General features: G+C 67.3%; 23 protein-coding genes and 1 riboswitch. Of the genes, 7 read left to right on the top strand and 16 right to left on the bottom strand.

Annotated features, from left to right (window positions below; all coding sequences use genetic code 11):
* Position 1: 1 nt before the first annotated feature.
* Genes JNG39_RS09865 through JNG39_RS09875 form a run of 3 tightly spaced genes read left to right on the top strand, consistent with a single transcriptional unit; the run spans position 2 to position 4,042 of the window.
* The gene (locus tag JNG39_RS09865; protein WP_368311125.1) at positions 2–733 is read left to right on the top strand and encodes a molecular chaperone; all 732 of its coding nucleotides are present in this window, start codon (positions 2–4) and stop codon (positions 731–733) included.
* Complete coding sequence (locus tag JNG39_RS09870; protein ID WP_368311126.1) at positions 687–3,047, top strand: fimbria/pilus outer membrane usher protein; 2,361 nt, start codon at positions 687–689, stop codon at positions 3,045–3,047. Before JNG39_RS09865 ends, JNG39_RS09870 begins: the two co-directional genes overlap by 47 nt.
* Entirely contained in the window at positions 3,044–4,042 is a 999-nt protein-coding gene (locus JNG39_RS09875; RefSeq protein WP_368311127.1) for a spore coat protein U domain-containing protein, read from the top strand. The genes JNG39_RS09870 and JNG39_RS09875 overlap by 4 nt, the downstream gene beginning before the upstream one ends.
* 117 nt (positions 4,043–4,159) lie before the next feature.
* Here the strand turns inward: JNG39_RS09875 and rsgA are convergent, their stop codons facing one another.
* The gene (gene rsgA / locus JNG39_RS09880) at positions 4,160–5,218 is read right to left on the bottom strand and encodes a ribosome small subunit-dependent GTPase A (protein ID WP_368311128.1); all 1,059 of its coding nucleotides are present in this window, start codon (positions 5,216–5,218) and stop codon (positions 4,160–4,162) included.
* A gap of 119 nt (positions 5,219–5,337) precedes the next feature.
* Between rsgA and JNG39_RS09885 the strand changes: the two genes are divergently transcribed.
* The 4 genes from JNG39_RS09885 (at position 5,338) to grxD (ending at position 9,255) form a co-directional block, all read left to right on the top strand.
* Positions 5,338–6,582 (top strand): aminotransferase class I/II-fold pyridoxal phosphate-dependent enzyme, encoded by a 1,245-nt coding sequence (locus tag JNG39_RS09885; RefSeq protein ID WP_368311130.1) that lies wholly within the window; start codon positions 5,338–5,340, stop codon positions 6,580–6,582.
* A 3-nt stretch (positions 6,583–6,585) separates the two neighbouring features.
* Complete coding sequence (locus JNG39_RS09890) at positions 6,586–7,188, top strand: SGNH/GDSL hydrolase family protein (protein WP_368311131.1); 603 nt, start codon at positions 6,586–6,588, stop codon at positions 7,186–7,188.
* 213 nt (positions 7,189–7,401) lie between these two features.
* Positions 7,402–8,271 (top strand): UDP-2,3-diacylglucosamine diphosphatase, encoded by an 870-nt coding sequence (locus JNG39_RS09895; protein WP_368311133.1) that lies wholly within the window; start codon positions 7,402–7,404, stop codon positions 8,269–8,271.
* A 60-nt stretch (positions 8,272–8,331) separates the two neighbouring features.
* Positions 8,332–9,255, top strand: coding sequence for a Grx4 family monothiol glutaredoxin (grxD, locus tag JNG39_RS09900; protein ID WP_368311135.1), 924 nt, complete (start codon positions 8,332–8,334; stop codon positions 9,253–9,255).
* A 169-nt stretch (positions 9,256–9,424) separates the two neighbouring features.
* Here grxD and JNG39_RS09905 read toward each other — a convergent pair whose 3' ends face one another.
* The 15 genes from JNG39_RS09905 to JNG39_RS09975 form a co-directional block, all read right to left on the bottom strand.
* The gene (locus JNG39_RS09905; protein WP_368311908.1) at positions 9,425–10,144 is read right to left on the bottom strand and encodes an adenosylcobinamide-GDP ribazoletransferase; all 720 of its coding nucleotides are present in this window, start codon (positions 10,142–10,144) and stop codon (positions 9,425–9,427) included.
* The gene (locus tag JNG39_RS09910) at positions 10,141–10,680 is read right to left on the bottom strand and encodes a histidine phosphatase family protein (protein ID WP_368311137.1); all 540 of its coding nucleotides are present in this window, start codon (positions 10,678–10,680) and stop codon (positions 10,141–10,143) included. Before JNG39_RS09910 ends, JNG39_RS09905 begins: the two co-directional genes overlap by 4 nt.
* Complete coding sequence (gene cobT / locus JNG39_RS09915) at positions 10,677–11,723, bottom strand: nicotinate-nucleotide--dimethylbenzimidazole phosphoribosyltransferase (protein WP_368311138.1); 1,047 nt, start codon at positions 11,721–11,723, stop codon at positions 10,677–10,679. The genes JNG39_RS09910 and cobT overlap by 4 nt, the downstream gene beginning before the upstream one ends.
* Entirely contained in the window at positions 11,720–12,241 is a 522-nt protein-coding gene (cobU, locus tag JNG39_RS09920; RefSeq protein WP_368311140.1) for a bifunctional adenosylcobinamide kinase/adenosylcobinamide-phosphate guanylyltransferase, read from the bottom strand. The genes cobT and cobU overlap by 4 nt, the downstream gene beginning before the upstream one ends.
* Positions 12,238–13,701, bottom strand: a complete 1,464-nt coding sequence (locus JNG39_RS09925; RefSeq protein WP_368311141.1) for a cobyric acid synthase — start codon at positions 13,699–13,701, stop codon at positions 12,238–12,240. Before JNG39_RS09925 ends, cobU begins: the two co-directional genes overlap by 4 nt.
* The gene (gene cobD / locus JNG39_RS09930) at positions 13,698–14,666 is read right to left on the bottom strand and encodes a threonine-phosphate decarboxylase CobD (RefSeq protein ID WP_368311143.1); all 969 of its coding nucleotides are present in this window, start codon (positions 14,664–14,666) and stop codon (positions 13,698–13,700) included. The genes JNG39_RS09925 and cobD overlap by 4 nt, the downstream gene beginning before the upstream one ends.
* Positions 14,659–15,627: a CobD/CbiB family cobalamin biosynthesis protein gene (locus tag JNG39_RS09935; protein ID WP_368311911.1), complete on the bottom strand. Its 969-nt coding sequence runs from the start codon at positions 15,625–15,627 to the stop codon at positions 14,659–14,661. Before JNG39_RS09935 ends, cobD begins: the two co-directional genes overlap by 8 nt.
* Before the next feature lie 14 nt (positions 15,628–15,641).
* Complete coding sequence (locus tag JNG39_RS09940; protein WP_368311145.1) at positions 15,642–16,931, bottom strand: cobyrinate a,c-diamide synthase; 1,290 nt, start codon at positions 16,929–16,931, stop codon at positions 15,642–15,644.
* The gene (gene cobO / locus JNG39_RS09945) at positions 16,928–17,557 is read right to left on the bottom strand and encodes a cob(I)yrinic acid a,c-diamide adenosyltransferase (protein ID WP_368311147.1); all 630 of its coding nucleotides are present in this window, start codon (positions 17,555–17,557) and stop codon (positions 16,928–16,930) included. The genes JNG39_RS09940 and cobO overlap by 4 nt, the downstream gene beginning before the upstream one ends.
* Positions 17,554–18,129 (bottom strand): hypothetical protein, encoded by a 576-nt coding sequence (locus JNG39_RS09950; protein WP_368311149.1) that lies wholly within the window; start codon positions 18,127–18,129, stop codon positions 17,554–17,556. Before JNG39_RS09950 ends, cobO begins: the two co-directional genes overlap by 4 nt.
* Positions 18,130–18,153: 24 nt before the next feature.
* Complete coding sequence (btuB, locus tag JNG39_RS09955) at positions 18,154–20,031, bottom strand: TonB-dependent vitamin B12 receptor (RefSeq protein ID WP_368311150.1); 1,878 nt, start codon at positions 20,029–20,031, stop codon at positions 18,154–18,156.
* 117 nt (positions 20,032–20,148) lie between these two features.
* Positions 20,149–20,383: riboswitch (cobalamin riboswitch) on the bottom strand.
* Between the two features lie 118 nt (positions 20,384–20,501).
* Positions 20,502–21,932 carry an N-acetylmuramoyl-L-alanine amidase gene (locus JNG39_RS09960; RefSeq protein WP_368311152.1) on the bottom strand — a complete coding sequence of 477 codons (1,431 nt, stop codon included), beginning with the start codon at positions 21,930–21,932 and terminating at the stop codon, positions 20,502–20,504.
* A gap of 542 nt (positions 21,933–22,474) precedes the next feature.
* Positions 22,475–23,596: an acyltransferase family protein gene (locus tag JNG39_RS09965; protein ID WP_368311153.1), complete on the bottom strand. Its 1,122-nt coding sequence runs from the start codon at positions 23,594–23,596 to the stop codon at positions 22,475–22,477.
* A 224-nt stretch (positions 23,597–23,820) separates the two neighbouring features.
* Positions 23,821–24,294, bottom strand: coding sequence for a hypothetical protein (locus JNG39_RS09970; protein ID WP_368311155.1), 474 nt, complete (start codon positions 24,292–24,294; stop codon positions 23,821–23,823).
* Positions 24,295–24,402: 108 nt separating this feature from the next.
* A complete protein-coding gene (locus tag JNG39_RS09975) occupies positions 24,403–24,900 on the bottom strand; it encodes a hypothetical protein (RefSeq protein ID WP_368311156.1) in 498 nt (165 codons plus the stop codon).
* Between the last annotated feature and the right edge of the window lie 88 nt (positions 24,901–24,988).

Below are 24,988 nucleotides of genomic sequence, written 5' to 3' on the forward strand. Positions count from 1 at the left end.
GGTGCGCCTTCCGTGGCCGCTACGCTTGGCGATGGCCGGCGCGCTGGCCATCGCGACGTCGTTCGCCCCTTCGCTGCGCGCCAGCGGGCTGCAGGTGTCGCCGATCGGGCTGCACCTGCGAGCGAACGCGCAGGCCGAGGCGTTGTGGCTGACCAATACCGGCGCGGAAACCATCCATGCGCAGGTGCGCGTGTTCCGCTGGACCCAACGCGACGGCAAGGACCGATACGAGGCATCGCGCGATCTGGTCGTCAGTCCACCGATGGTGACCATCGCCCCGGGCGACCGGCAGATGGTGCGGGTGATCCGACAAGCCGCGCCGCCCGACGGGGCGGAAGCCTCCTACCGCATCATCGTCGACGAATTGCCCACGACCCGGCCGAAGGGCCTGGAATTCGTACTGCGCTATTCCATTCCCGTCTTCGTCGCGCCGAGAGGCGATGCGTCCGTGCGCGCCACCTTGAGTGCGCGGTGGAGCGATTCTCCGGAGGGGCCGCGCCTGGAAGTGCGCAACGAGGGCAACGGCCATGCGCAGATCGCGGACCTCGTGCGCGTGGACGACCACGGCCGACGTACGTCCGTGCAGCCGGGCCTGGTCGGCTATGCCCTGCCAGGCAGCGAGATGAGCTGGCCGCTGCCGCCGGGCGCGGCAAGCACGCGCGGCACGCTCAAGGCGAGGATCAACGGTGAGACATCCGAGTCGACCCTCGTCGCTGGCTCGGGCGATCGCTAGCCTGCTGGCCCTGGATGCCGCCGCCGTGCATGCGTCGACGACCCACCCGGACGACTCCGATGCGATTCCACCGCCCACGGTGCAGGCGCGCGACCGCGTGGCCGGCGAGGATCTGTACCTGGAAGTGGTGCTCAACGGCAACGGCACCGAACGGCTGATGCATTTCACCCGCCGCGGCGACGCGCTCTGCGCGCGATCCGACGACCTGCGCGCCATCGGTTTTTCGCTGACCGCCGTCGATGACGTGCGCTGCCTCGCGGACATTCCCGGCGTGCATTACACCTACGACGTGGCCGACCAGCGCGTGCGGATCGACGCGCCGATGGACCGCCTTTCGTTGCCGAGCCAGGTGCTGGGCGAACGCGAACGTTCGGCCACGCCGCCCACCAGCGGCACCGGCCTGCTGCTGAACTACGACATCTACGCGGCGCACGGCGGCGGCCTGGGCAACGTGAGCGGCCTGGCAGAGCTGCGCGGCTTCAGCGAAGGCCTGGGCGTGCTGAGCAACACCTCGCTCACCCGCCGTTACCAGGCGCGGGGCGACGGCTGGCAAGGCGGCACGGTGCGCCTGGACACGCAATGGCGCCTGTCGTTTCCGTCCCGATCGCTCGCGCTCACGGTGGGCGACGCCTTTACCGGCTTTCTCTCGTGGACCCGCGCCACGCGCATCGGCGGCGTCGCCATCGGCACCGACTTCGCGCAACAACCCTATCGCGTCACCACGCCGCTGCCGCAGTTCTTCGGCGAGGCCACCGCGCCCTCAGCGGTGGAGCTGTACGTGGACGGCGTCCGCCAATACAACGGTCGCGTGCCCGCCGGGCCGTTCCAGTTGACCGCCATTCCCGGCGTTGACCAGGCCGGCCAGGCCCAGGTCGTGCTCACCGACGCGCTGGGCCGCACGAGCACGGTGACGTTTCCGTTCTACGCCGCGCGCCAGCTGCTGCGCGCGGGCCTGGACGACTGGTCGGTGGAGCTGGGCAAGGTGCGGCAATCGTACGGCATCCGCTCGTTCGACTATGGTTCGGCCGCCATCGGCAGCGCCACCTGGCGTCACGGCGTGAGCGATCGGCTGACGCTGGAAGGCCACGCCGAGGGTGGCGATGGACAGGGCAGCGGTGGCGCCGGGGCGGTATGGAATCCCGCGGGCGCGAGCACCGTCAACGCCTCGCTCGCCGGGTCGCATGGCGGCGGCATGCAATACGGATTCGGCTACACATGGATGGGGCGCACCATGAACGTCTCGTTCGACTCGCTGCGCGGCAACGCCCGTTATCGCGACGTGGCGTCGGGCTACGGTTCGCCGCCGCCCCGCGCCAGCGAGCGCGCGCTGGTCGGTTTCAACGTGCGCAATTCGAGTTTCGGCGTGAACTACGTGCGCCTGCGCTTCACCGGGGAACCGGCGACGCGATTGGCCGGCCTGTTCGTGCTGCGCAATCTCGGCCACGGCATCTCGGTGAACCTCACCTACAACCAGAACCTCGACGATTCGCGCGATCGCAGCCTGTTCGCCGGCGTCACCGTCGCGCTCGACGAACGCACGACATGGAGTACGTCGGTACAACGCGATCGCGAACGGACTTTTGGCATCGTCGATGCGAGCCGCCCCATCGATGGCGACGGCGGCTTCGGCTGGCACGCGCAGGGACGCACCGGTGCCCAGGGCGGCGGCCTCGCGGAAGCGGGCTGGCTGGGCGAACTCGGCCAGGCGACGGTGGGCGCCAGCGATATCGGTCCGGACACCTACGGCTATGCCGACCTCAACGGTGCGCTGGTGCTGATGGGCGGCCACGCTTTCGCGTCGCGGCGCATCGATGACGCGTTCGCGGTGGTCAGCACCGAAGGCACGCCGGACATTCCGGTGCTGCTGGAAAACCGTCGCACCGGCGTCACCGACGATCGCGGCATGCTGCTCGTCGCGCGACTCAACGCATGGCAGGACAATCGCCTCGCCATCGACCCGCTCGACCTCCCCGCCGATGCGCGCGTACAACGCGTCGACGCCGTCGTGGCACCGGCCGACCGCTCCGGCGTGCTCGTGCGTTTTCCCGTGCATCGCGTGCAGGCCGCGTCGGTGATCCTCGTCGATGCGAAGGGAACGCCGCTGCCCGTCGGCTCGCGCGTGGATGCGGGCCATGGCGAACCCGCGGTGGTGGGCTTCGACGGCATGGCCTACCTCGACGCCTTGCAGGATCGCCATACCGCGTTGCGCGTGACGCTGCCGGACGGCTCGACCTGCACCACCGCGTTCGATTATCCCGACGAGGCGAAGGAACTGCCCCAGTTGGGGCCGCTCACCTGCCGGAGCGCGCCATGAAATGGCTCGCGCTGGTCCTGCTCTGCGTATCGTCGCTATTCGTCGCCCCGCGTGCCGACGCGACCACGACCTGCAGCATCACCGGCATCACGGGACTCTCGTTCGGTGCCGTGGACCCCACCGGCGGTGTCGTCAACGTGTCGGCCACGCTGAACTACCGCTGCGTGTACAGCGGGCCGCTGGCCGAACTGTTCGGCTCGTTCATCACCGCATGCGCGAGCTTCGGTACCGACGATCTCGGCAACCTCTCGCCGCGCACCCTCCTCAATCCGAGTGGCGACCGCATGCAGTACCAGGTGTACCAGGACACGGTGAGCACGGTATGGGGCACGCTGGGGAATGCCACCTACGGGCCGAGAACGTTCATCATGAACATCGGCATTCTTTCCAACGGTGCGCAGGTCACGGGCAGCCTGCCCGTCTACGGCCGGGTGTCCGCCCCGCAAAGCACACTTTCGCCCGGCAACTACACCGGCACCCTCACCAGTTCGCTGACCTACAGCCACAACGACGCGCTGTTGAGCCTGGGCCTGCCGCCCGCCACCTGCACCAGTGGCGGCACGGGCGGGCCGTTCACCGTCGCCGGCCCCACGATGACCGTCACGGCATCCGTCGCGCCGAAGTGCACTTTCGGCGCCGCCACCGACCTGCTCTTCGGCAACGTGCCGGGCCTGTTGACCACCGCCACCGATCAGACCTCGTTGCTGCGCATCACCTGCACCAACCGCGCGGCCTATCAGCTCGGCCTCGACAACGGCGCCAATGCATCGGGCACGCAGCGCCGCATGGCGGCCGGGGGAGCGTTCGTCAATTACGAGCTCTACAAGGATAGCCAGCGGACGTTGCGTTGGGGCGGGACGCTCAACAGCGATACGTTGTCGCGTTCGGGGACGGGAACGGAGGAGACGGTGACGGTGTACGGGCGCGTGCCCGCGCAGTCAGCGGTGGCGGCGGGAACTTACAGCGACCTGATCACGGTGACGGTGACGTACTAGCCGCCCTGTCGCGCGCCGTTCGCCGATGCGATCGGCTCCCACCCCTTCGGTAGCCAGGATTCGACGACCCTTCGACCGAAGGGGTGGGAGCCGATCGTATCGGCGAATCACGTTGCCTCAGTCGTCGTCATGCGACCACCCACCCCGCTTCGGTTTGCCACCGTGCTTCACCGGCGCAGCTTTGCGCCGCAACCGCGCCTCGAGCGTGGCCGCCTGCTCTTCGCGCTCGTCGTGCAGCTTGAGGTAATTGCGCCAGCGCTGCGGCGACAGTTCACCCGATGCCAGCGCCGCCTGGATCGCGCACCCCGGCTCGTTGCCGTGGCTGCAATCGGCGAAGCGGCACTGCGCGGCGAGCGCCTCGATGTCGGCGAAGAGATCGAGGTTTTCCTCGCCGGTGAGCTTCAGCTCGCGCATCCCCGGCGTATCGATGAGGCAACCGCCCGTGGGCAGCATCAGCAGCGCGCGATGGGTGGTGGTGTGCCGCCCGCGGCTATCGTTCGCGCGCACCGCGCCGGTGGCCATGCGCTCCTCGCCGAGCAGCGTATTGGTGAGCGTGGACTTGCCCGCCCCCGAGGACCCCACCAGCACCGCGCTGGAACCCGGCCCAAGGTACGTCGCCAGCAACGCGACGGTGGCCGGGTCCTTGCCGTTGATGGCATGCACCGCGGCCTCGGCCGGCAGCCGCGCGCGCAGCGCGGTCACCGCGGCATCGGCGTCGACGCCGGTGTCGGCCTTGCTCAACAACACCACCGGTCGCGCGCCCGAGCCTTCGACCAGGGTGAGGTAACGCTCGATGCGAGCCGGGTTGAAGTCGCCGTCCAACCCGGTGAGCACCAGCACGTGGTCGATGTTGGTGGCGATGATCTGCCGCTCGTAGCGTTCGCCCGCGGCGGCGCGCGTGAGCACCGAGCGGCGCGGCAGTACCGCCTCGATCACCGGGTGCGTGGCGCGGTCGAGAAAGACGAAATCGCCCACCGCCGGACGCAGCGACGGATCGAGCCCGCGCTTGAGGAACACGCCGGCCGGCTGCGCGTTGAACGCATCCTCGCCGTCGTGCACCTCGTAACCCGCGCGATGCTGGGCCACCACGCGTGCGAGGCGGCGGGGATCGTCGGGCAGGGTGGGCTCGCGCCAACCGATGTGGCGCAGGCGCGCCAGTTCCGGGGAGTCGGTCATGGGCGGGATTATGCCCGCTCGGCGGCCGATTTCCGCCTCGCTGACACGGAAGGACGCTGCTAGGATCGGTCCAGACCCCGGGAAGAGGCCCGGCGGCGCCCCAAAGGAAAGTTTCCGACGTGTCCTCGATCAAGCCCAGCGCGCACCTGGCGGAAGTGCGCTACGAAATCCGCGGGGCCCTCACCCGGCGCGCCCGCGAGCGGGAAGCCGCCGGTGAAGCGGTCATCAAGCTCAACATCGGCAACCCCGGCCGCTACGGCTTCGCCACGCCGCGCCACCTGCGCGAGGCCATCGCCGGCCACCTCGCCGACAGCGAGGCCTACGGCCACGAACAGGGCCTGGACGAGGCCCGCGAGGCCATCCTCGCCCAGCAGCAGGCACGCGGCGCCACCGGCATCGACGTGGAACGCATCTTCGTCGGCAACGGCGTCAGCGAGCTGATCGACCTGTCCCTGCGCGCCCTGCTCCAGCCCGGCGACGAGGTGCTGCTGCCCAGCCCCGATTACCCGCTGTGGAGCGCCGCGACCCTCCTCAACCACGGCCAGCCGCGCTATTACCGCTGCCTGGCCGAGAACGCCCACCTGCCCGACCCCGACGAGATCGAGGCTCTGGTGGGGCCGCGCACGCGCGCGATCGTGCTGATCAACCCGAACAATCCCACCGGCGCCGTCTACCCGAAGGCCCTGCTCGAGCGCATCGTCGAGGTGGCGCGCCGTCACGACCTGCTGCTGCTCTGCGACGAGATCTACGACGAGATCCTCTACGACGGCACGCCGTTCCAGCCGCTGGCCGCCGTCGCCGGCGATCATCCCTGCGTGAGCTTCGGCGGCCTGTCGAAGGTGCATCGCGCCTGTGGCTATCGCGTGGGCTGGATGAGCCTGTCGGGCGACGCGAGGCGCACAGCCGATTACCGCGACGCGCTGCAGCTGCTCGCCGCGCTGCGCCTGTGTGCCAACGTCACCGCGCAATGGGCGGTCAAACCCGCCCTGCTCGATACGCCCACCATCGGCGAGCTCACCTCGCCGGGTGGCCGCCTGCACGAGGCCCGGCGCATCGTGCTCGACCACGTGGCCGCCAGCCCCTACCTCGACGTGGTCGCCCCCGGCGGCGCGATCTATGCCTTCCCCTGGGTGCGCGCGGACGCGATCCCCTCGTTCGACGACACGGCCTTCGCGCTGCGCCTGCTCGACGAGGAAGGCGTGCTGCTCGTGCCAGGAACCAGCTTCAACCTTTCGGCCAGCCGCCACCTGCGCCTGACCCTGCTGCCCGAACCGGCGCAGCTGGTCGAGGTGTTCGCCCGCATCGACCGCGTGCTCGGCCGCATGGCCGAGGAACACCGCCCCGTCGCCAGCGCGGTGGCCTGAGGCATGGGCGAACGCGGTTTCCTCGCCCTGGGCGATTCCTACACCATCGGCGAAGGCGTGCCCGAGGCCGGACGCTGGCCGGTGCAGCTGGCGCATCGCCTGGACGTGGGCGCGCCCCGCATCGTCGCCACCACCGGATGGACCACCGACGAGTTGTCGGCCGCGATGGACGCGGCCCACCTGCACCCCGGCTATGACCTCGTCACCCTGCTCATCGGGGTGAACAACCAGTACCGCGGCCGGCCGGCCGCCGAATACCGGGAACAGTTCCTCGCCCTGCTCCATCGCGCCATCGGCCTGGCGGGCGACGCGCGACGCGTGGTGGTGGTGTCGATTCCCGACTGGGGCGTCACGCCGTTCGCCGAAGGGCGCGATCGCGCGGCGATCGGGCGGGAGATCGACACCTTCAACGCCATCGCGAAGGACGAAACCTTGCGTGCCTTCGCGCGCTGGGTCGACGTGACCGGCATCTCGCGTGAGCACGCGGGCATGGTGGTCGGCGACGGGCTGCATCCGTCGGCAGCGCAATATGCGCTGTGGGTGGAGGCCATCCTGCCCGAGGCCCGAGCCGCCTTTCGCGAGGTTTCGCACCAGGGCAAGCCCTGATCGCCGATACGATCGGCTCCCACCCCTTCGGTAGGAAACTCACGACCGAAGGGGTGGGAGCCGATCGTATCGGCAATCCTGCGGAGCGCAGCGCGGGAGATGTGTATCGAAACCCGGGTTCACCGCCGCAACCTCCCTGCAACACCCTCGCCACGCCCCGGTTACCTCCCGGGCCGACACTGACGTCCCGGGACACCCCCGGAAACCGACGCCATGGCCAAGCTCACCTGTCGCAGCGCCTTCATCTCCGACGTGCACCTGGGCACGCCCGACTGCAAGGCCGCCTACCTCCTCGATTTCCTCCGCAACGTCGATTGCGAGCGCCTGTACCTCGTCGGCGACATCGTCGACATGGAAGCCCTCGCCAGGCGCCACTGGTGGCACCCCGACCATAGCGCCGTCATCGCCGAGTTCGTGGCGATGGCCGCGCGCGGCGTCGAGGTGGTGTACATCCCCGGGAACCACGACGCCCCGATGCGCGGCCTCGCCGGCTCGGCCATCGCCGGCATCCGTGTAGCACTGGACGCCATGCACGAAGGTGCCGACGGCCGACGCTACCGGGTGAGCCACGGCGACGAATTCGATCCCGAGCACATCGGCAAGCGCTGGCTCACCGTGCTGGGCGACGCGATGCACCGCGTGATCTGCTGGGCCAACCGCCGCATGCATTCGGTGCGCCGCCGCCTCGAGCTTCCCTACCTGCCGCTGTCGATCATCATCAAGTCGCACATCCGCCTGGCCATGGAATACATCCGCGGCTACGAACAGCGCGTGGCGCGCGACGCGCGCGAGCGCGGCGTGGACGGCCACATCTGCGGCCACATCCACTTCGGCCACGTACGTCCCATCGACGGCATCCTGTACCTGAACGACGGTGACTGGGTGGAGCACTGCACGGCCCTGGTCGAGGATGTCACCGGCGCGATGGAGCTGGTCCACTGGACGGAGCGCTACACGCCGCTCGGCCGCGCCAGCCGTGAAACGGTGCTGCCTTCGCCCGCGGCGGTACTCGGCTTCGCCCCGCTGGCCGACTGCCGCGGCGACCTCGCGGCCCTGCGTGCCGAGGTGTCGGTAGCGGGTTGAAACGGACTGGGGTGGGCCCATGTAGAATGGGCTCATTTCCCCTTACTCCGCGGTGACCCCATGGCCCTTGATACCCCCACCCGCGCGCGCATCGAAGCCCTGCTCGCCCAGCACGAAGTCGTGCTGTTCATGAAGGGCACGCGCCGGCAGCCGATGTGCGGCTTTTCCGCCGCCGCCACCAACACGCTGAACGACATCATCGACGAGTACCACACGGTCAACGTGCTGGACGACCCGGAGATTCGCGAGGGCATCAAGGAATTCGGCCAGTGGCCCACCATCCCCCAGCTCTACGTGAAGGGTGAGCTGGTCGGCGGCTCGGACATCATCCGCCAGATGTACACCAGCGGCGAACTCTATTCGCTGTTCGGCGCCAGTGCGCCCGACCGTACGCCGCCGGAGATCACCATCACCGACAAGGCCGCCGAGGCCATCCGCGGCGGCATGGCCAATGCCCAGGGCATGGCCCTCCACCTGGAAATCGGCCCGGACCACAGCGCCGGCTTCCAGCTCGCGCCCGCCGGCGACCACGACATCGTCACCGTCGCCAACGGCATCGAAGTGCACTTCGACCCGGGCAGCGCGCAGCGCGCCAAGGGCGTGGTGATCGACTGGGTCGTCACCGTGCAGGGCGAGGGCTTGAGCCTCAAGTTCCCCGGCGCGGTGGAGATCGGCTCGATCAGCGTGCACGAGCTGAAGGACCGCCTGGCTGCCGGCGGCCTGGTGCTGGTCGACGTACGCCCGGCCCACGGCCGCGCGATGGCCGCCCCGCTGGCCGGCGCGCGCATCCTCGAAGACGAGGGCTACGAAGCCCTGGCCTCGCTGCCGAAGGACACCCCGATCGCCTTCATCTGCCACCACGGCATTTCCAGCCGCGCGGCGGCCGAGCGTTTCGCGGCGCATGGCTTCACCCAGCTCTTCAACGTCGAAGGCGGGATGGATGCGTGGGCGCGCGAGGTCGATCCGACCGTGCCGCGGTACTGAGCCCGACGCTATCGCGTGAAACGAACGGCGCCGAAACGCCGAAAGGCGCCGTTCTTGCGAGTGGAGTTCATCGCTCGCCCGGCGCACGGCGCTGGGCTCCCCTGCCTTCGCAGGGGAACCCAGCGCCTATCGCACGGTTTTCGCCAGGCAATGATGCGGCTTTTCGCACCTAGAAACGGATCAGCAAGGCAACGAGGACCGATGCCTCGATCATCTCCACCATCGCCCCCGCCGTATCCCCGGTGAAACCACCGAGGCGACGCATGCAGGCCGTGCGCCACACGTAAGCGACAAACGCGGCGGCCAGCAACGACACCGCGCCGGCCACACCGAAACACAACGTCGGCACGATCGTCAGCACGATCGCGACACGGCACGCCGTCACCGACGCGCCGCGCAACGCATCGCCGAGCCCGTGCTCCCGCACGTAGGGCGTGGTGAGGAACAAGCCCACGAGCGCGCCCCGTGCAAGCAACGGTGGCAACAACAAAAGCCATGCGGATGGCAGCGCCGTCAACGCCGACACCTTCAGCAACGACACGAGTACCAGCGACATGACGCCCGCCGGTCCGCAGCGCGGATCTTTCATGATGGACAGCGTGCGTTCGCGATCGCCAAGGCCACCGATCCATGCATCCGCGCTGTCGGCAAGGCCGTCCAGGTGCAATGCGCCGGTGAGCAACACCCAGGCGGTGAATACGATCGCTGCCATGGGAAAGACAGGGACGCGATGCAGAACGTGAGCCACCGCGGCAAGCAACAGCCCGAGCGCCAGCCCGACCAGCGGATACCACTTCAACGATGCCGCCTGCCCTTTCTCGTCCCACGTCACGCGTGGCACCGGCAACCGCGTGAGAAATCCGAACGCGATGAGCAGGCCGCGCATCAGGTACCCCACACGATGGGATGCAGCGACGCGTGGGGTACGTCGATGCCCGCCATGTCGCCGAAGTCGCGTCGTTCGGCGACGCAACGCAGTAACCGAATGGCACCGCCGTGCGTCACGACGAGCACGCGCCTGTCGCGCGCTGACACGGCGATCTCGTCGAGCGCATCCGCGAGCCGCCGACGGAACGCCTCGAACGTTTCCGCGCCCGGCGGCGGATTCGCCACGGGATCGGCCCAGAAACGCCCCAGGGCATCGCCCTGTTCTTCGGCCAGCGTCTCGATCGGCACGCCCTGCCAATCCCCGAAATGGTATTCGGCCAGACGCGGATCGATTCGCAGCGGCAAGCCGCGTTTCGCCGCGAGTTCTTCGGCGAAACGCGCGCATCGTGCCATCGACGACGACACGATGGCCTCCCACGTGCCGCCCTCCACCGCTGCCCGCAACTGCGACCAGCCCAACGGCGTCAGCGGATCGTCGAGCTGACCGCGATAGCTGCGCTGGCCCGTGTCGCCGTGACGAAGCAGATCGATGCTCATCCCTGCGACACGCCCGCTTCGGCGAACGTCGCCATCGAACCGTGCAGCGCGCAGGCCATGCGCAGCAACGGCACGGCCACCGCCGCGCCACTGGCTTCGCCCAGGCGCATGTGCAGGTCGAGCAAGGGTTCGGCGTGCAACGCCTCGAGCACGACGTCGTGTCCGCGCTCGCGCGAGCGGTGCGCGAAGATCAGCCAAGGACGCGCCTCGGCTTGCATCCTGACGGCGACGAGCGCCGCCACGCTGGCGATGAAGCCGTCGACCAGGACGGGCAAACCATGCTGCGCGGCCGTCACGAATGCGCCGACGAGCGCGGCGATCTCGAAGCCGCCCACCCGGCGCAACGCTTCGCGCGGCAGGGACAACGCGTGCTCATGGAACCGCAGTACCTCCGCGACGATGGCCGCCTTGCGTGTGATGCCGGCGTCGTCCAGGCCCGTGCCCGCGCCGGTGAGCGCCTCCGGCGAGCGGCCGAGCAAGGCGCAGGCCAGCGCGCTTGCCACCGCCGTGTTGCCGATGCCCATCTCGCCGCCGATGTACAACTCGGCGCCGTCGGCGATCGCACGTTCCACACTGCGCCGTCCCGCCTCGAACGCCGCTTCGAGTTGCGCGTCGCTCATGGCGTCGTCATGACGGATATTGGCTGTGGACGGCGCGATGATCTCGCGGCGTACGCCGGGGATGTCACCGGGGTCGTTCACCGTGCCCAGGTTCACGACGTCGAGGGTCGCGCCGAGTTCGCTCGCGAGTACCGCGATGGCGGCGCCGCCCGTGGCGAAGTTGCGCACCATCTCCCCGGTCACGACTTGTGGGAAAGCGGACACGCCATCGGCGGCCAGGCCATGGTCGCCGGCGAACACGGCGATGTGCACGCGGTCGACGCGAGGCCATTCGCGCGCCTGCAAAGAGGCCAGCAGGATCGCCACCTCCTCGAGGCGGCCGAGCGAACCGGGCGGCTTCGTGAGCATGGCCTGCCGCTGGGTGGCGGACCGGGCGGTGGCGGTATCGGGGAAACGGCAGGGATCCGTCATCCAGGAGGTCATGGCAGGGATCCTTTCAAGGCAAGGGGAAGGCCGGCGGCAACGAACAGCACGCGCTCGCAGCGCACGGCCAGCATCTGGTGCAGGCGTCCCGCCTCGTCGACGTAGCGCCGGGTGAGTTCGCCCATCGGCACGACGCCGAGGCCGACCTCGTTGGTGACGAACACGATCTCGCCCGGCAAGGTGGGCAAGGCGTCGAACAATTCGGCGCGCTCGCGCTCGAAGTGCGCGCCATCGTCGATGCCGAGAAGATTCGACAGCCACAACGTGAGGCAATCGACCAGCAGGAAGCGTTCCGGCGCGGCCTGGGCGCGAAGCACGGCGGCCAGGTGGATGGGCTCTTCCACCACGGCCCAGGCCGAGGGACGCCGGGAACGATGATGGCGGATACGCTCGGCCATCTCGGCGTCGAACGCCTGCGCGGTGGCCACGTAGGTCACGGCATCGCCGGCATCGGCGGCCATGCGCTCGGCCAACGCGCTCTTGCCCGAACGGGCGCCACCGAGAATCAGCGTCTTCATCCGGACAGCCCCATGAGTCGGGACAGCACCTCGGTATCCATGTGCGCCTCGATGGTATCGGCGAGGCGGTCGAGCGATGCCTCGCGCAGGGCCTGGATATCCAGCGGCATCGGTGCGGCCACGCCGCATGCCCGCAGCAGCGACGACAGGCCTTCGGGATGGTCGAAAAGCCCGTGCAGATAGGTGCCCATGACCTTGCCGTCGTCCGAGCGGGCGCCGTCGGAGCGCCCTCCTTCGAGCCGTATGGCGGGGCGTCCCAGGCCGGGTCCGGCGCTCATGCCGCAGTGGATCTCGTAACCGCTGATGGGCGCATCTTCCGCGAGCAGGCGTCCATGCACGCGGAGCAACTGCTTGCGCGGCATGAGGACCGTATCGATGTCGAGCAGGCCCAGTCCCGCGGTGGAACCGATGTCGCCCTCGACGCCCTGCGGATCGTGCACGGCATGGCCCAGCATCTGGAACCCGCCGCAGATGCCGATGACACGGCCGCCGTAGCGAAGGTGTCGCAGGATCGCCGCGTCCCACCCTTGCTTGCGCAGCCAGGAAAGATCCGCACGCGTCGACTTGGACCCCGGAAGCACGATGAGGTCACAGGGCGGCAGCGCCTCCCCCGGCCCGACGAAGCGTAGGTCCACGTCGGGATGCGCGAGCAAGGCGTCGAAATCGGTGTGGTTGCTGATGCGCGGGAAGGCGGGCACCGCGATGCGTAGCGAGGCGTCCGGGCGCGCATCGCGATCCCGCGGCAAGGCGTCCTCGGCTTCCAGCGCGAGGCCGTGCAGGTATGGAAGCACGCCCAGCACCGGCTTGCCCGTTTCCCGCTCCAGCCAATCCAGGCCCGGCTTCAGCAAGGCCGGATCGCCGCGAAAGCGGTTGATGACGAAGCCCGCGATGCGCTCGCGCTCACTGGGCGACAACACGGCCAGCGTGCCGACGAGATGGGCGAACACGCCGCCCCGGTCGATGTCGGCGACGAGGATCACCGGGCAGTCCACCGCTTCGGCGTAGCCCATGTTGGCGATATCGCGATCGCGCAAATTCACCTCGGCGGGACTGCCCGCGCCTTCGACCACCACGGCGTCGTAATGCTCGGCCAACCGCGCGTGCGAGGCGAGCACGGCATCCATCGCGACGCGCTTGTACGCGTGGTATCCCACCGCATCCATGTTGCCCACCGGGTGGCCGTGGACGATCACCTGCGCTCCCGTATCGCTGTTGGGTTTGAGCAACACCGGATTGAAATCGGTATGGGGGTCCACGCCCGCCGCCTGGGCCTGCACCGCCTGCGCGCGACCGATCTCGCCCCCGTCGACGGTCACCGCGGAGTTCAGGGCCATGTTCTGCGGCTTGAACGGCGCGACCGCGATGCCACGACGGCGCAACCAGCGGCAAAGCGCCGCCACCAGCGTGCTCTTGCCCGCATCCGACGTGCAGCCCTGCACCATGAGCACGCGCGCGCTCACGCGAGGATGTCCCGCAGGGCGGCGTCGAGCCGGCAAAAACCCTCGGCGTTCGGCGGCAGGCCGAAACGCAGGGCGGGAGGATCCTCGAACAGGCGAACGAGGATGCCGCGACGGGCGAGCGCGTCGTGAAGGGAGGAAGCGTTGGCGTGCATCACGTAGTGGAACAGGTCCGTACTTCCGGAAGGTGACAGGCCCGCTCGCGAGAGCAGCGCGGCTAACGCCGCGGCTTCCTCGCGCAGGCGTGGCCGCATGTGGTCCTGCCATGCACGGTCGCGCAAGGCCTGCGTGACCGCGACGCGGCTCGGGCCGGCGAGCGTCCACGGGCCGAGCCGTTCGGCGAGCGCTTCGAGCAGGACGGGCCACGCGGCAACGAATCCAGCGCGGGCACCGGCGAGCCCGAAGAACTTGCCGATCGAACGCAATACGATAAGCCCTTCGCGTACGCCGTCTTGCAGGAACGACGCGTCACGCGTATCCGCGAAGGCTTCGTCCACCACCAGCCAGCGCCCCGCCGTGGCGATGCGCGACGCCACCGAGGGGGCGGCGCATTCGCCCGTGGGGTTGTTGGGCGAGATCAGCAGCACGACGTCGAAGCGCTCCGCGTTCGCGAGCAACGCGTCCATGGGCCATGCCGTCACGTCGTGCCCGGCTATGCGCCAGGCGTGCGCGTGTTCCGCGTAGCCGGGCGCGACGATGCCCACGCGGCTGGGAGCGCGAAGCCAGGGCAAGGCCTGGATCGCCGCCTGCGTGCCCGCGACGGGCAGCAGGTGTTCGACACCGTAATAGGCGCGCGCCGCGTCGAGCAGGCCGTCCTCGTCTTCGGGCAGGCGGTGCCAGGCGTCGGGCGGCGTCGGCGGCACGGGCCACGCATGCGGGCTGACGCCCGTGGAAAGATCGAGCCAGTGTTCGCGCGGGATGCCATAACACCGGGCCGCGCGGGCGAGCCGTCCGCCGTGCTCAAGCATGGGCCGCCGCTCCCGCCGCCAGGGCCAGGGCGAGCCAGAGCACGACGCCGCGGTCGACGAGGCGCAGGGCGCCACGGATGGATGCCGCGCCGGGCCGGTCGCCTTCGCCGAGCGGAGGGCGATCTTCCCAGCGTCCGTGGTACGGCGCGGGACCGCCGAGGGCCACGCCCAGCGCACCGGCACCCGCCGCCATGACCGGACCCGCATTGGGGCTTTTCCACGTCGGCGCCTGCACGCGCCAGCAGCGCATCGCCGTGTCGAAACGCCCGACGGCCGCATAGGTGAGCGCGGTGAGTCGTGCGGAAACGCAACCCAGCACGTCGTCCGCGCGCGCGGCGGCCCAGCCGAAACGCAGGTAGCGCGGCGTGCGATAGCCCCACATCGCATCCAGCGTGTTGGCGAGTCGGAAGAGCAAGGCGCCGGGAGCCCCCAGCAAGGCGAACCAGAACAAGGCGCCAAAGACGGCGTCGTGGCCGTTCTCCAGCACCGACTCGGTGGCGGCGCCGGCGACCTGCGCGGCATCGAGGGCGCCGGTATCGCGACTCACCATGCGGCTGACGGCCGCCCTGGCGGTGGGCAGGTCGTTCGCTTCGAGGGCATGGGCGATCGGCGTCGCGTGATCGGCGAGGCTGCGGCGGCCGAGCGCGAAGTAGAGGGTGGCGACGTCAAGGCCCCAAGCCCACGCCAAAGGCAAGGCATGGCGCAGGGCGACCATGATGCCGCATGGCACGAGGACCATCACCCCCCATGCCGTCGCTCCTGCGTACGCAGGAGCCCAGAGCGAAGCCTCCGGACGACGCGCCGGCTCCACACGCCCGGCCCTGGGTTCCTGCGTACGCAGGAACGACGTGAGGGGGTTCATGCGGCGCTCCACGAACGACGCGACCTGGCCAAAACCGACCAGCGGATGAAACCGGCGCGCCTCGCCCAGCCACGCGTCGATCAAGACCGCCGCCAGCATGGCCAGCGCCGTGCTCACGGCAGGAACAGACGCGCCGCGGCGTCGGGGTTCGACGGGAAATAGAAATGCACGAAGCTCGCCGTCATGCGGTCGCGGCGATACACGGCTTCGGCGGTGGGGCCACCGTTCGGATTGATGGCGCGAGCCAGCGGCTCGGCAGCGATTTCGGCGCGTGCGTAATGGAACGAATGCCCGCGCAACGCACCCTCGGGAAGCTGCACCGCCTGCATGCCCAAGGCCGCCAGTCGCGGCTGCATCGTCGCATGGCCGGGCAGCAATCCCGCCATGGCAGCGTCGCGTCCCTCGCGATCGGCGAGGCGGCCCAGCGCGTAAAGCAGGCCGCCGCATTCGGCGAGCAGCGGGAAACCGGCATCCACGTGCGCGTGCAGCGCATTCCGCAAACCGGCATGGGCCGCCAGGGTGTCGAGATGCAACTCTGGATAGCCACCCGGCAGCCATACCGCATCGCACGGCGGAAGCGGATCGCCTGCCAGCGGGGAGAAGAACCTCAGCTCGGCGCCCGCCCGGCGTAGCACATCCAGGTTCGCCGGATAGACGAAGGCGAACGCCTCGTCATGCGCGATGGCGATGCACCGGCCGTCGAGGCGCACGCGCGCCGTCTCGTCGACGGGCGCTTCGAACGCCACCGGCGGCGGCATTGGCAGCGCGCTGCGTGCGAGCAACGCATCGGCCAGCGCATCCAGCCGTGCGTCGAGATCGGCCAGTTCGCCAGCGGCGACGAGACCGAGATGCCGTTCGGGCAGGCTCATCGCCTCGTCGCGCGGCAAGGCGCCGTACCAGTCGATGCCCTCGCGCAGGCTCTCGCGCAGCAGGGTCGCGTGGTAATCGCTGCCGATGCGATTGGCGAGCACGCCCTGCACGCGCAGGTCGTCGCGGTACGCGGCGAGCCCGTGTGCCAGCGCACCGAAGGTCTGGGCCATCGCCGAGCCGTCGATGACGGCGAGCACGGGCAGTCCGAAACGCACCGCCAGATCGGCGCTCGACGGCGAACCGTCGAACAGGCCCATCACGCCCTCGACGAGGATCAGGTCGGCCTCGCCCGCCGCCTCATACAGGCGGCGACGGACATCGTTCTCACCGCCCATCCAGGCGTCGAGCTGGTACACCGGTGCGCCGCTCGCCCGCTCGAGGATCATCGGATCGAGGAAATCGGGCCCCGTCTTGAAGACGCGGACCCGGCGCCCCTGGCGCACGTGCGCGCGGGCCAGCGCGGCGGTGACGCTGGTCTTGCCCTGCCCCGACGCGGGCGCGGACACCAGCAGGGCGGGACAGGAACGACTCACAGCTCGATACCCTTCTGCGCGCGGATGCCCGCCTGGAAGGCGTGTTTTACCACCCGCATCTCGGTAACGGTGTCGGCGACGGCCACGAGGTCGTCCGGCGCCCCGCGGCCGGTGACCACCACGTGCTGCCTTTCGGGCCTCGCGAGAAGGGCCGCGATCACGCGCTCCACGGGCACGTACTGCTTGGTGAGCGCGATGTTCAGCTCGTCCAGCAGCACGAAATCATACGACGCATCGCCGAGCATGCGCTCGGCGATGTCCCAGGCCCCAATGGCGGCGGCAATGTCGCGGGCCTTGTCCTGGGTTTCCCAGGTGAAGCCCTCGCCCATCACGTGGTAGTCGACGCCCTCGTTGTCGAAGAGTCGGAAGAACGCCTCTTCGCCGGTGGAGAAACTGCCCTTGATGAACTGCACCACGCCGCAGCGGAAGCCGTGGCCGAGCGAACGCGCCAGCATGCCGAAGCCCGACGAGCTCTTGCCCTTGCCATTGCCAGTGTTCACCACCAGCACGCCGCGATCGATGGTGGCACGCGCGATGCGCCGGTCGATCAGTTCCTTCTTGCGTTGCATGCGGTCACGATGGCGCGCCTCCTCGTCCATCTCGCGCCAGGGCGTGTCGCCGCTCATGCGTGCGCCGCGCCTTCGTGGGCACGGAAGACGCGGGCGAACACGGCATGCGCCACCTGGGCCACCAGCACGTAGCACGCCGTGGTGCGCACGAACAGCGGCCCCCAGGTCATCAGGCGCACGCCGTAGTCGGCGAGCGTCGGGTGGGGATAGCGGCCGCCCAGGAAGTAGAACGATCCACCGGAGACCACGTACGACAGCGATGCGCTCACGAGCAACGTCATGAAGACAACGGCATGCGAACGCAGCGAACCGTCGAAGCGCGGTGCCACGGCACGCCCCGCGTACCACAGCACCGCGTACGCGAGCGGCAGAAACGCATACGCCAACGTGATGCAGAACGCGCTCACGCCCGCGTAGCTCACCGAATACCAGTCCACCAGCACCGCCAGCGCCACGAAAGCCACGAAGAGCAGATGCTTCCGCAGGTAGATGCCGCCGAGGAAAAACAACGCCATCGAGGCATCCGGCAAGTGCAGCCAGTCGCCGAAATGATGGAAGCGGGTACCGATCATCACCAGCGCGAACAGCGCGGCGACGGCAACGGTCAGCGATCGGGAAAGCGGCTTCATCGTCAGGTCTCCGGTAGGGATCGATTACGTGCGGGGCTGGTAACGCAGCGTCAGCATCCAGTTGCGGCCAGGCTGGTTGAAGTAGCGGGCGGTTTCGTAATGGCGGTCGAAGACGTTCTTCGCCGCCAGTTCGAGCTTCCACGCCGCGTCGAAGGCGTAGGCCATGCGCAGGTCGGTGAGCGCGTAGCCGCCGAGGCGATGCAGGTTGGCCGTATCGTCGTAGCGGTAGCCCGAGGCGAACACGCTGGCCCCGACGCTGAACGCGCCGAACCGGCGGTCGAGGTCGATGTTGGCGGTGCGTCGCGCGCGACGCGGCAACAGGTTGCCGTGGCTGGCATCGTCGCTGTCGTCCTCGGGTTGCAGCCACGTCGCGCTACCGGCAAGCGTCCAGTCGTCGACGGTCGTGTCGGCGGCCAGTTCGACGCCACGGATGCGGGAACGGTCGATGTTGTTGGCGCCGCCGAACGGGAACAAGGGGCCGGTGAGGCCCGCATCGAACACGATCAGGTGGTCGATGCGGTTCTGGAACGCGTTGACCGACCAATGGCCCCAACCCGGCGTGCCCTTGAGGCCCAGCTCCCAGTTGCGCGAGGTCTCGGGACCGAGATCGGGGTTGCCGTAATCCGGGTAATAGAGATCGTTGAAGGTCGGTGCCTTGAACGCGGTGCCGTAGCTGGCGGTGACGCGGAGCTCATCGGTCAGCGCGTAACCGTACAGCAGGCTGCCGGTGGTCTTGCCGCCGAACTGGCTGTTCTCGTCGCGACGCAGGCTGCCCTGCACCGAACTGGCGCCGAATTCCTGTTGCCATTGCGCGAACAGGGCGTGGTTGTGTCGCGCGTCGACGAGATAATCCGTGTTGCCGACCACATGATCCTGCTGCCAGTCGAAGCCCACCGTCGCCAGGCCGTAGCTGCCGCCCACGTGGCCCAGGTCGGCCTGCAACGAAGCGATGTCGCGATGCGTGTTGAAGGTGTCGGCGTAGACGCCGTTCTCGTAGTCGGTGGAGAAATCGCCGCTGCGACCGACGTTGAGCGTGATCAACGCATCCTTCGACGGACGGTAGTGCACGCGGCCACCGATGGCCTGCGTGGTCGATTCGGCGAAGTTGCTGCTGGTGCCGTCGTAATGGTTGCGGCCTTCGCTGCGCGTGGCGCTCGCGTCCGCGTCCCACTGCTCGTCGAAACGCCAGCCGCCCTTGAGCGACAGCGCGTTGTCGCGGTAACCGTCGCGATCGGGCTCATAGGTGAAGCAACCGCCGCCACCCGGGCTGGGCTTGCCGCGGCAGGCATTGATGCCGTCGGTCTGGTCGTGGGTGGCTTCCACCGCGTACCAGCCGTTCTTGCCGCTACCGGCGAAACCCGCCGAACCGCGCAACGTCGACCAGCTGCCGACACCCACCGAGAAACTGGGCACGAACGTGCCCTGCGGATGACGGGTGAAGATCTGGATGACACCGCCGAGGGCTTCGGAGCCGTAGAGGCTCGAATACGGGCCGCGGACGATCTCGATGCGCTCGATCTGGTCGACCGGGATGTCCTGGAAGGCGGCCGTGCCCGATGTGGCCGAGCCGATGCGCACGCCGTCGACCAGCACCAGTACATGGTCGGACTCGGTGCCGCGCAGGAACACCGACGTGGATTTGCCCGGACCGCCGTTGTTGGCGATGGACACGCCCGGCACGGCGCGCAGCAGGTCGGCGACGGAGTTCGGCTGAAGGCGCTCGATGTCGGCGCGGTCGATCACCGTGGACGCGGCGAGCACCTGCGTGGCCGACTGCTCGGTGCGCGAGGCGGTGACCATCACCTTGTCCAGGTCGGTGGATGCCTCATCGGCATGGGCGGTCACGGGCAAAACGAAAACCGTCGCGATAGCGAGCGCGAGGCGGGACGAGCGGAACTTCACGGTGTCACTCCCTACGAACCGCGCCAACCCGCGCGGCATGGATGCGGGGACGGACGAAAGGGGAGACGAAGGAGTGCCGGCGAATCGCGGACGGCCACCCTCGACAGGCCCTCCGCCAGTCCGGTGTCGCCTCGAGGCCGGTCTCCGGGCTTGCGGGCATGGGAGGGCATCCCATCGGACCGGCGCCTTCCCGTGCCATGGGCACAGTGGCATGAAGCCGGTCGTTGACTCGCTTACCGTTGCGGGGGCAGCTCCGGAATGGCGCGTTTTCGAAGAAAACGGCGCGTCACCGGATTCCCGTTTCAATCCCCGGCTTGATAAGCCGGGGATCACCTTGGGCCTGGCAAGTGTAGCTGAACGGCGGCCGTGTTGGTCGACTCGGCGCAAAGGAAGCCGGAATCTGCAAATCCCTTGCAGGAGCCTTAAACCGGACGACCTTGGAGCACGACTAGGCCGCGCGGGGTTAAAACCTAAACGCTCTCCGGCTCTACCGGTCGAGGTTTGCACGTCAGAGAGATTTCAACAGGCTTCGCGAATACGTCATCCGAGTCTTTTCCACTCACCACCATCGTGAAAGGAGAACGTGCGACGTCCGCTTCAACGCATTTATAGCCGAGCGCAAACTCAGACATGGCGCTTTCGTCTTTAGCCCTCCCGGAAGCGGATTCGCACGAGCTACCCGCCGCACACTCCTTGCGACTCGCTACCACAGTCACGGGAAAACTCGGAAACCCTCTTACCTTGCGCACGGGAATCGATACCAGATCATCGACCATCCCCTCGGCCGCAGCCGGCGCTTCGACGGAAAATTCCTCGCATCCCTTTCCTTCCTTGAACAGCTTGTAGCCTTTCGCGACCCCTCGCATCGAAGCACTCTGAAAGTCGATATCCTTCAAGGCTTTTGCGTCTTCGGAATTCGTATGGAAGCCTACCTCGATAATGACGGAAGGCATCGAAGCAAGGCGGTTTTCACCGTGATTACCGTCCTGAGGTGAAGCTGCAACCGGAAAGCCAGCGAACTTTTCCTGCGCGTGAATCTGCTCCTTCATATAGCACAATACGGAGTTCGCAAGCTTTACCGACTCATCACGACCCTTTTGTACAAACGCCCTTGTGCCACGAACGGATCCATCATCGGATGCATTCGTATGCACATGAAACACCGCCTCTGCCCCGATAGCGTTCGCATATAACGGACGACTCCGGATATCCTCGTCACGCTCACGCAAGACTTCCGTCGAATCAGGAAGAGAATGCCATATATCCGGCCTTTCGGGGATAGACTCTTCAAGGAGATACCTGGCAGCCATCATGTAGTATGGCTGCCCGCTTGGCTTATGCTTTCCAAATTTGCTCTCCCTGACATCTACCGGGGACATGCTTGCCAAGTAAAGCTCTGCATAAAGTAGAGTCGCAAAAGTAACGGATATTTCGTCCTCAAGAATTCCGTTATGCATCGACCGTTGAGGACGCCAATCGTTGTAGCCGTGATGAAAATAGTATCCATGGCCAGCAGCGACAGCTACAACGGGAGAGAACCGGCCGTTTCGATTACTCATCTCAACCCTCTTCACCTCCGGTGGACTTCTTTCCTCAGGAAACCAGAAGTACATATCCTTTCCACCAAACCTTAGCTCCAGCCCTCGAACGGATGGAACGTTCTCCAATAAAGGTTCAAGGGTCAACCATAGACCGTGCTCGAAATCCTCCATCTCCACATACGCCGAAATCGGACCGAATCGCTCGTCCATATGCACGATCAGCGACTCCGAAACCGGGTCAAGTATCGCCGTTATATGGATCGGAAGATGATCATTTTCGAAGTGTGGCCGGACGTTGGCGAACTCATTTGCGGCCGCATTGATCTTCAGTGTCAATGCGTCCCGATCAGAGATGCTCATCGACGATAACGTGGTCTGCGAGGCGTCGCTCCGGTTTGGAGATAGCGCGGCCAGAACACTGCAACCCACGACAAAAAGCAATGTCCGCGACATCTTCCGTCGCTTATTTTTTCTGCAGAGGTTCAATCCAGTTTCCTCCAGATACCGACATTCCTTGGAATCACCTAACGCGCCCCAAGGCTGGCATCAATGTTTGATTGAGACGAGAAACGTGCCCCATGCATGATTTTTTCGAACGGAGCATTTTTTTGCTCGCCGAAGGAACACTTCTATGCATACTTTGCGCTCACGCATGGGACACGTAGGCACGCTATCACTCCCGCGAAACGGCGTTGCCGACCCGGCGCGAATCGGCGCTTGCCTGACATCGAATCGGTCTACGCCCTACGCTCGAAACGCACGGAAAAACAATGCTGTTTCACAGCATCGTGCGCCGGGCACCACACGAAGAAGTCTCTGCGTTGCCCCCCATGGATAGGGGCCATCTGCACGCTACCGTCGCACTGCTGGCGTGAGTCATTTCTCAATGCTTGACGAATAGGTCATTCGACCTTCGTCAATTGCCCGGCCATGCCCAGGTGCGCACGGCGAACGACCGTACGATCACGCCAGCGCAGGAAGGGGCGCTCCACCGCGTAGTGAAGCAAGGCGCCACCGGCCAGCGTGGCCACGGCGAATACCGCGAAGCGCAGGATGCGATGGCCGTCCAGATGGCTGCCCAGCAGGGCCGCCGTGAGCGTGAAAACGCCCTTGTGGCTGAGGTAGAGGCTGTACGACGCGCGGGCCAGCCACGCCGCGCCGGGAATCCGGATCGCCATCGGACCGGCCTGTCCGCTCGACGCCGCCACGAAACCCGCCATGGCCGCCGCCAACAGCGGGTAACCGATCACGCACGGCCAGAATGCGGTGCGCTTGCCGGTGAACAGCGCCAGGCAACCGCCGAGCAGGAGGATCGCGCAGAACGCGATCCGGCCGGGATTCGCGTGCACCCACGCCATCCACCGCGACCGATACACCGCGCAGGCCGCCAAGGCCACGCCGGCGACGAGGCCGTCGAGCCGGGCGTACGTGGGGTAGTAGAGGTAGCGCAGATACGCCGGACCGCCTGCCCCCGCCACCTGCGTTTCCCACAGCCATGCACGCAGACCGATGCCGCCCAGCACCACCGCCACGCCGATCGACGCGAAGCGTCGCATCGACGGTCGCTTCGCCACGGCCAGGGCGAGAAACGGAAACACGAGATAGAAGTGTTCTTCGACGCACAGCGACCAGACGTGCGAGAAGGCGTAACGATCCGGCGCGTCGAAAAGCAGGTTGAAGGTGAACGTCGGAAATTGCCACAACGGCTGCATGAGCGGCGTTTCCCGCCATGCGGGCCAGAAGACGTAAAGCACAAGCACCACGAAGAACGCGGGCAGGATGCGCAACATGCGCCGTCGGTAGAAAGCGGCCAGGTCGAGCGTGCCGCTCGCCGCGATCGATGCGAGCACCTGCCTTCCGATGAGATAGCCGCTGAGTACGAAGAACAGGTCGACGCCCATCCAGCCTGAGCTTTCCAGCAGCGAGAAGCCATCGCCGAGACCGCCGATGAAATAGCTGTGGAAAAGCATCACCCAGACGATGGCGATGGCGCGGAGGGTGTCCAGGCCGGGTTGGCGGTGCATCGATACGATTCCCTTATGCGCTTTACCTAGGCAGGCTGCAGGGCCCTCCGACGCAAGACGCTGGGTTCCTGCTCTCGCAGGAACGACGAGCTACATGATCGGACGCCCCGCTCCAGCCCCTCACGTCGTTCCTGCGAAAGCAGGAACCCAGGGCGAGGCGTCACCATGAAACGCGTCCCGCGAGGCTTGCGCGTGAAACGATCGAGGCGTTTCGCGGGCAATCGTCAGAAATTCGACGAGTACAGCATCGCCACGATCTTCCAGCCGTCGGGCGTGCGCAGCATCTGCCAGGTTTCGGCGCCACGGTTGCCCACCTTCCCGTCCATGAGGAATTCGAAGTCGAAGTACACCGTGCCGACCGTGCCATCGGTATGGATCTTCACGTTATGGAAGCGCTCTTCGACGGTCCCCTTGGCCGAGCCGACGAAGTCGGCGAACTCCTGCCATGTACCCGCCTTGTACGGCTTCACTTCGGGATGCTTGGCCTTCACCGAGTCGAACGATGCCTTGCCCAGCGCCGTGTACCAGCTCTTGCCCTCGGGAAGGAACAGCGAGCCGAGCGTCTTCGCATCATGGGCACGCAGGGCGGTCTGGAACGTGTCCACCACCTTCTGGATATCGGCCTGCGGCGAATCGGCCGCGGCAACGGGAAAGGACAAGATCAGGGCGAGCGCGAGAAAACCTTGGCGAAGCGTCATCGGTAGCGTCCTCGAGGGATGGGTACGCCACCCTAGGCAAGCGAACGGCTCGCCGCATAGCGTCATGCGGCGAGCCGTGGGCTTAACCCGGTGAAACGGTGACGGCGATCAGAGGCAGGTCGCCAGGCCGTCGTAGATCGATGCACGGGACATCGGCAGCTTGGACTCGAGCGGGTTTTCGCCTTCGATCAACTGGAAGAACTGCTCGACCGGGGTATCCTTGGCAAGCGGGAGCTTGCACTTGTAGAGCTTGGCGTTGACCTGCACGGCACCCGTCTTCTTGTTGACGTCGGCGTAACTGCCGGCGAAGGTCCACAGGCACTGCTTGACCGTGCCCTTGGTGGTGTCGACCGAGCAGCGCAGCTGCATCGGGCGGAGGTTGCCGAAATCGCCTTCGCAGAAGGTGTCGCCGCAGACGTTATCGAAGGCGCGGCCAAGCGCCGTTTCGGCGTTGAAGAAGCGATCGAAGCTCGCTTCGGACGTCGGCCAGTTGATGATATCGGCGTACCGGGCGGGCGCCGGGGGTGCGGTCGGCGCCGGGGTAGCCTGGGCGAAGGCGACGGCAGGCAGGACGAACAGGGCGGCGGCAAGCGTGGATCGGATCATCGTGGTGGCTCCGTGGTTGAAGGAGCCGGTATTTCAGCGTTAGCCGCGCGGCGGGTCTGTCCCGCCGCGCCTGTGCGATGTCGTAGTC

This window comes from Luteibacter sp. CQ10, from assembly GCF_040900725.1.
Classification (GTDB): Bacteria; Pseudomonadota; Gammaproteobacteria; order Xanthomonadales; family Rhodanobacteraceae; genus Luteibacter.